At 68.4% G+C, this 5,361-nt stretch carries 4 protein-coding genes; 3 read left to right on the forward strand and 1 reads right to left on the reverse strand.

Annotated elements, in window-relative coordinates; translation table 11 throughout:
* Nucleotides 1-54: 54 nt before the first annotated feature.
* Nucleotides 55-1,266: a methionine adenosyltransferase gene (metK, locus tag O0J73_RS21375; RefSeq protein ID WP_004154246.1), complete on the reverse strand. Its 1,212-nt coding sequence runs from the start codon at nucleotides 1,264-1,266 to the stop codon at nucleotides 55-57.
* Between the two features lie 326 nt (nucleotides 1,267-1,592).
* On the opposite strand from metK, the gene O0J73_RS21380 reads away from it, so the two are divergent.
* The 3 genes from O0J73_RS21380 to O0J73_RS21390 all read left to right on the forward strand — a co-directional run bounded on the left by O0J73_RS21380 (nucleotide 1,593) and on the right by O0J73_RS21390 (nucleotide 5,302).
* A complete protein-coding gene (locus O0J73_RS21380; protein WP_197565103.1) occupies nucleotides 1,593-3,308 on the forward strand; it encodes a lysophospholipid acyltransferase family protein in 1,716 nt (571 codons plus the stop codon).
* On the forward strand, nucleotides 3,305-4,105 hold the full coding sequence (locus tag O0J73_RS21385) for a UDP-2,3-diacylglucosamine diphosphatase (RefSeq protein ID WP_004154249.1): 801 nt from the start codon (nucleotides 3,305-3,307) through the stop codon (nucleotides 4,103-4,105). Before O0J73_RS21380 ends, O0J73_RS21385 begins: the two co-directional genes overlap by 4 nt.
* Before the next feature lie 129 nt (nucleotides 4,106-4,234).
* A complete protein-coding gene (locus O0J73_RS21390) occupies nucleotides 4,235-5,302 on the forward strand; it encodes a metal-dependent hydrolase (protein WP_197565145.1) in 1,068 nt (355 codons plus the stop codon).
* Nucleotides 5,303-5,361: the final 59 nt, after the last annotated feature.

The following is a 5,361-nucleotide window of genomic DNA, read 5'->3' on the forward strand; positions in this document are numbered from 1 at the left end:
CGCGGCCGGCTCTACCAGAAGCAGAAGGGCCGCTTGCGCGGCCCTTCGTGTTTCTTACTTCAGCTTCGCATCGGCGCGCAGGGCGGCGGCGCGGTCGGTCTTCTCCCAGGAGAAGGCCGTGGCGTTGACGGTCTCGCCTTCGCCGTTGAGGTAGCTGAACTCCTTCGGCTTGCGGCCGAAGTGGCCGTAGGCCGCGGTCTGCTGGTACATCGGGTGCACCAGGTCCAGCATCTTGATGATGCCGTACGGGCGCAGGTCGAAGTGCTTGCGGATCAGCTTCTCGATCTTGTCGTCGCTGATCTTGCCGGTGCCGAAGGTGGTGACCGAGATCGAGGTCGGCTCAGCCACGCCGATGGCGTAGGAGACCTGCACTTCGCAACGGTCGGCCAGGCCGGCGGCAACCACGTTCTTGGCGACGTAGCGGGCCGCGTAGGCTGCCGAACGGTCGACCTTGGACGGGTCCTTGCCGGAGAACGCGCCACCACCGTGACGGGCCCAGCCGCCGTAGGTGTCGACGATGATCTTGCGGCCGGTCAGGCCGCAGTCGCCCACCGGGCCGCCGATCTCGAACTTGCCGGTCGGGTTGATGTGGAACTTGGTGCCCTTGTGCAGCCACTTGGCCGGCAGCACCGGCTTGATGATCTCTTCGCGGACGGCCTCGATGAGGTCCTTCTGCTTGATGCCCGGGGCGTGCTGGGTCGACAGGACGACGGCGTCGATGGCCGAGACCACGCCGTTTTCATAGCGCAGGGTGACCTGGCTCTTGGCGTCCGGGCGCAGCCACGACAGCGGCGAGTTGCGCTTCTTGCGGATCTTGGCCTGCTGCTCGACCAGGCGGTGCGACAGGTGGATCGCGGCCGGCATGTAGCTGTCGGTCTCGTTGGTGGCATAGCCGAACATCAGGCCCTGGTCGCCCGCGCCCATTTCTTCCGGCTTCTTGCGGTCCACGCCCTGGGCGATGTGCGGCGACTGCTTGCCGATCAGGTTCAGCACGCCGCAGGTGGCGCCGTCGAAGCCGACCTCGGAGCTGTCATAGCCGATGTCCGTGATGACCTTGCGGGTCAGCGCTTCCAGGTCGATCCAGGCGCTGGTGGTGATCTCACCGGCGACAATGGCAACACCGGTCTTGACCATGGTCTCGCAGGCCACGCGGGCGCGCTGGTCCTGGGTCAGGATCGCGTCCAGCACCGCATCGGAGATCTGGTCGGCAACCTTGTCCGGATGGCCTTCAGAGACCGACTCGGAGGTGAAGAGATAGCTGGACATCAGGCGGTATATCCCTTGATTCGGATGGAAAGATGGGCGCGCATGATACACGGGGTGCGCCGCCTGTGCATTGTGAACCTGTACCGGTTGGCGGTGGTTAAGGCCGCGTAGGCCCGGCAAGGGCCGTCCGGCGGGGATTGGGACTCAGCCTCGGTGCCCAGTGTTCCACCAGCGTGACAACGGGCTTGGGGGCCTGACCGCTCCGACCGCGCTGCCTGCGACGCCCGCCCTGCCGTCATCGTTCTGCCCCGAAACCGCCATCTGGCTGCCGCCTGCCGGGCGCAGGCTGTCGGCCAAACCGGCCGCCGGGCATGAATGGAACCGCCATGCAGGAACTTGAACAGCGCCTTCAGCAACGCTTCCCCGATTGGTTCCATGGCCGCCGTGGCCAGCTGGCGCGGCCGTTGCTGCGCAGCGTTGGCCGCTGGTCGCGGCTGGACCAGATCGAAGCCTTCCTGCAGCGCAGCGCAGGCCTGCGCGGGTTCGGCTTCGTCGCCGCCGGCCTGGAATTCATCGACGGCCAGTACCAGGTGGACCCGGCCGCACTGGCGAAGATCCCGGCCACCGGCCGCCTGCTGATCGTCGCCAACCATCCTTCCGGTGCTTTGGACGCGCTGGCCCTGCTGGACGCGGTCGGCCGCATCCGCCGCGACGTGCGGATCGTGGCCAACGACCTGCTGGGCGCGATCGCGCCGCTGCAGGATCTGCTGCTGCCGGTGCGCATCCTCGGTGGCAAGGCCCAGCGTGGCAGCCTGCATGCGGTTGAAGAGGCGCTGGCTGCCGAGCAGTGCGTGATCGTGTTCCCGGCCGGCGAAGTCTCGCGGCTGTCGCTGCGCGGCATCCGTGATGGTCGATGGCAGCGCGGGTTCGTGCGCTTCGCCCGCGCTGCGGGCGCGCCAGTGCTGCCGGTGCGGGTGGAGGCGCGCAATTCGGCGCTGTTCTACGGCGCTTCGACCCTGTTCAAGCCGGCTGGCACCGCGCTGCTGGCACGCGAGATGTTCACCCGTCGTGGCCGCCCGCTGCGGCTGAGCATCGGCGAGCCGATGCAGCTGGCCAAGGCGGGCGATCCCGGGGCACAGCTGTTGGCGGTGCGCCGCGCGCTGTATGCGCTGGGCCGCAATGGCGCGACCGGCGGGGATGTTGCCTGCGCCGGCCCCGAGCCGCTGGCAGCGCCCGTGCCCCCTTCGCAGGTCGCTGCCGGCATCGCCGCCGCCGCCCAGCTGGGCCAGACCGCCGATGGCAAGCAGATCCTGCTGGCGACCTGCACCGCCGATTCGCCGTTGCTGCTGGAGCTGGGCCGCCTGCGTGAGCTGACCTTCCGCCAGGTGGGCGAGGGCACCGGTCGCAGCCGCGACCTGGACGACTACGATCCGCAGTACGAGCACATCGTGATCTGGGACGCCGCCGCGCAGCGCATCGCCGGCGCCTACCGGATCATGCGCGGTGCGCAGGCACTGGCCCGGCACGGCCTGTCCGGGCTCTACAGCGCGTCGCTGTTCCGCTACTCCGACGACGCCATCACCCATATCGCCGAGGGCCTGGAGCTGGGGCGCAGCTTCGTGGTGCCCGACTACTGGGGCAGCCGCAGCCTGGACTACCTGTGGCAGGGCATTGGTGCCTACCTGCAGTGCCGGCCGGGCATCCGCTACCTGTTCGGCGCCGTATCGATCAGCGCCGCGCTGCCGCGTGATGCGCGCGAGCAGCTGGTGGCGTACTACCAGCGCTATTACAGCGGTACCGCCGGCCTGGCCGAATCCAACCGGCCGTTCCAGTACTTCGCCGCGCCGCCGAGTTTCGGCGAACTGGATGCTGGCGCCGCGTTCGATGTGCTGAAGGCCAACCTGGCCGCACTCGGCACCGGCGTGCCGACGCTGTACCGGCAGTACACCGATCTGTGCGAACCCGGCGGTGCGCGCTTCCTTGCCTTCGGTGTCGACCCGGATTTCAGCGACTCGATCGACGGCCTGATCGAAGTGGACCTGTGCGCGATCCGGCCCAACAAGCGCAAACGCTACCTGCGCGACGCGGGGACGCCGGCATGAGCATGCTGGCGAACCTGTCGCCGCGCCGGCGTGCAGTGTTCGTCTCGGACGTGCACCTGGGTTCACGTCATTGCCATGCCAGCGAGCTGGCGCGGTTCCTCTCGCAGCTGCGCTGCGAACGCCTGTACCTGGTCGGCGACATCATCGATCTGTGGTGGATGGCCCATCGCCGCGCCAACTGGCGGCAGTCGCACAGCGAAGTCGTCCAGGCCCTGCATGCGCTGCGCCGGGCCGGCACCGAGATCATCTACATTCCCGGCAACCACGATGCTTCGCTGCGCCAGGTGTGCGGGCTGATGCTGCCGGCAATGCAGGTGCGCCGACGCGCCATCCACGTGACCGCCGACGGCCGCCGACTGCTGGTGGCGCATGGCGACGACTACGACGGTGTGACCCACTTCGGCGGTCTGCAGGAAAAGTTCGGCGACTGGCTGTACTACCGCATCCTGACCGGCAACCAGGCGTTGAACGCCGTGCGTCGCCGGCTGGGCATGCGCTACTGGTCGCTGTCGGAATTCCTGAAGAAGCGCAGTGGCGCGGCCGAGCGCTACATCGAGCGCTTCGTGCAGGCCGGGCTGGATGACGTGCGGCGGCGTGGCCTGGATGGCATCGTCTGCGGCCACATCCATCGCGCGGCGCTGGTTGAACGCGATGGCCTGGTTTACGCCAACGATGGCGACTGGGTGGAGAGCCTGACCGCGCTGGTCGAGGATCATGACGGCGCCTTGCGCCTGCTCGACCACAACGGGCAGACCCTGGTGGAACTGCCGGGCGCGCGCCTGTCGCAGGCGGCCTGAACCTGCTCTTGTAGAGTCGAGCTTGCTCGACTGCTCTATCCGCAGTCGAGCAAGCTCGACTCTACAGGGGCGGAACAGTCGAGCAAGCTCGACTCTACAAACGCGTGGCCATCGCGCTAGCATCGGTCCATGGATTCCCTGACCCAGATCGTGCTCGGTGGCGCCGTCGCCGCTGCCATCGCACCGCCCGGCCATCGCCGCGCGGCCCTGCTGGCCGGTGCCGCGCTCGGCACCCTGCCGGACCTTGATGCCCTGTGGCTGGGCTTCACTGCGGCCGACCCGGTGGCCAACATGATCGAGCACCGCAGCTTCAGCCATTCGCTGCTGGTGCTGCCGTGGGTGGCGGCGCTGCTCTGGTGGCTGTTCAAGCGCTTCGGCAACGGCCGGGTCGCGCAGTCTCCGGTGCGCTGGTTCTGGGCGATGCAGCTGGCGCTGGTCACCCACCCGCTGCTGGATGCGTTCACCGTCTACGGCACGCAGCTGTGGTGGCCGTTGCGGCCGCACCCGACGATGGGCTCCAGCGTCTTCATCATCGATCCCGGTTACACGGTGTGGCTGCTGCTGGGCTGCGTGCTGGCCTGGTTCGGCCGCGCGCGGCCGTGGGCGGGCAAGGTGCTGGGCGTGGCCCTGCTGATCAGCAGCGGTTACCTGGGTTGGGGCCTGCTGGCCAAGGCGCAGGTCGATCGTGCCGCCGAACAAAGCCTGGCCGCGATGGGTCTGGGCGATGCGCCGCGCTTCTCGGTGCCGATGCCGTTCAACACCCTGCTGTGGCGGGTGGTGGCAATGACCCCGAATGGCTACGTGGTCGGCGACCGCTCGCTGGTGGCAGACCACGGACCGATGCGGTTCGAAGGCCATGCGTCCAACGTGCAGGCGTTGCGGGAGGCGCAATCGATGCCGGCGGTGCAGCAGCTGCAGTGGTTCAACCGTGGTTTCATGCGCGCGCAGGTGGTGGACGGCCGGTTGGTGCTGAGCGATCTGCGCATGGGCCTGGAGCCGGATTACACCTTCAACTTCGCGGTGGCCGAGCAGGCTGATGGGCAGTGGCGGGCGATCACGCCCGAGCAGGTGCGGGTGGATTACAGCAGCCCTGCCGCGCGCGCTGACGTCGGTCGCCGCCTGGCCGCGATGTGGCAGCGGATCTGGCAGGAGCCGGCGACATCGCCGGGTGCGGTCGACCACACCGCCGTGCACTGATCCGTAGATCCAAGCCATGCGTGGATGGCGGTGCAGCGGCGGCGGCAGCCACGCATGGC

Source organism: Stenotrophomonas sp. Sm6012 (assembly GCF_030985895.1).
GTDB classification, from domain to species: Bacteria; Pseudomonadota; Gammaproteobacteria; order Xanthomonadales; family Xanthomonadaceae; genus Stenotrophomonas; species Stenotrophomonas forensis.

Excerpts from the sequence above, each read along its gene's own strand:
- metK (WP_004154246.1), bottom strand. The coding sequence starts at position 1,266 with ATGTCCAGCTATCTCTTCACCTCCGAGTCGGTCTCTGAAGGCCATCCG.
- O0J73_RS21380 (WP_197565103.1), top strand. The coding sequence starts at position 1,593 with ATGCAGGAACTTGAACAGCGCCTTCAGCAACGCTTCCCCGATTGGTTC.
- O0J73_RS21385 (WP_004154249.1), top strand. The coding sequence starts at position 3,305 with ATGAGCATGCTGGCGAACCTGTCGCCGCGCCGGCGTGCAGTGTTCGTC.
- O0J73_RS21390 (WP_197565145.1), top strand. The coding sequence starts at position 4,235 with ATGGATTCCCTGACCCAGATCGTGCTCGGTGGCGCCGTCGCCGCTGCC.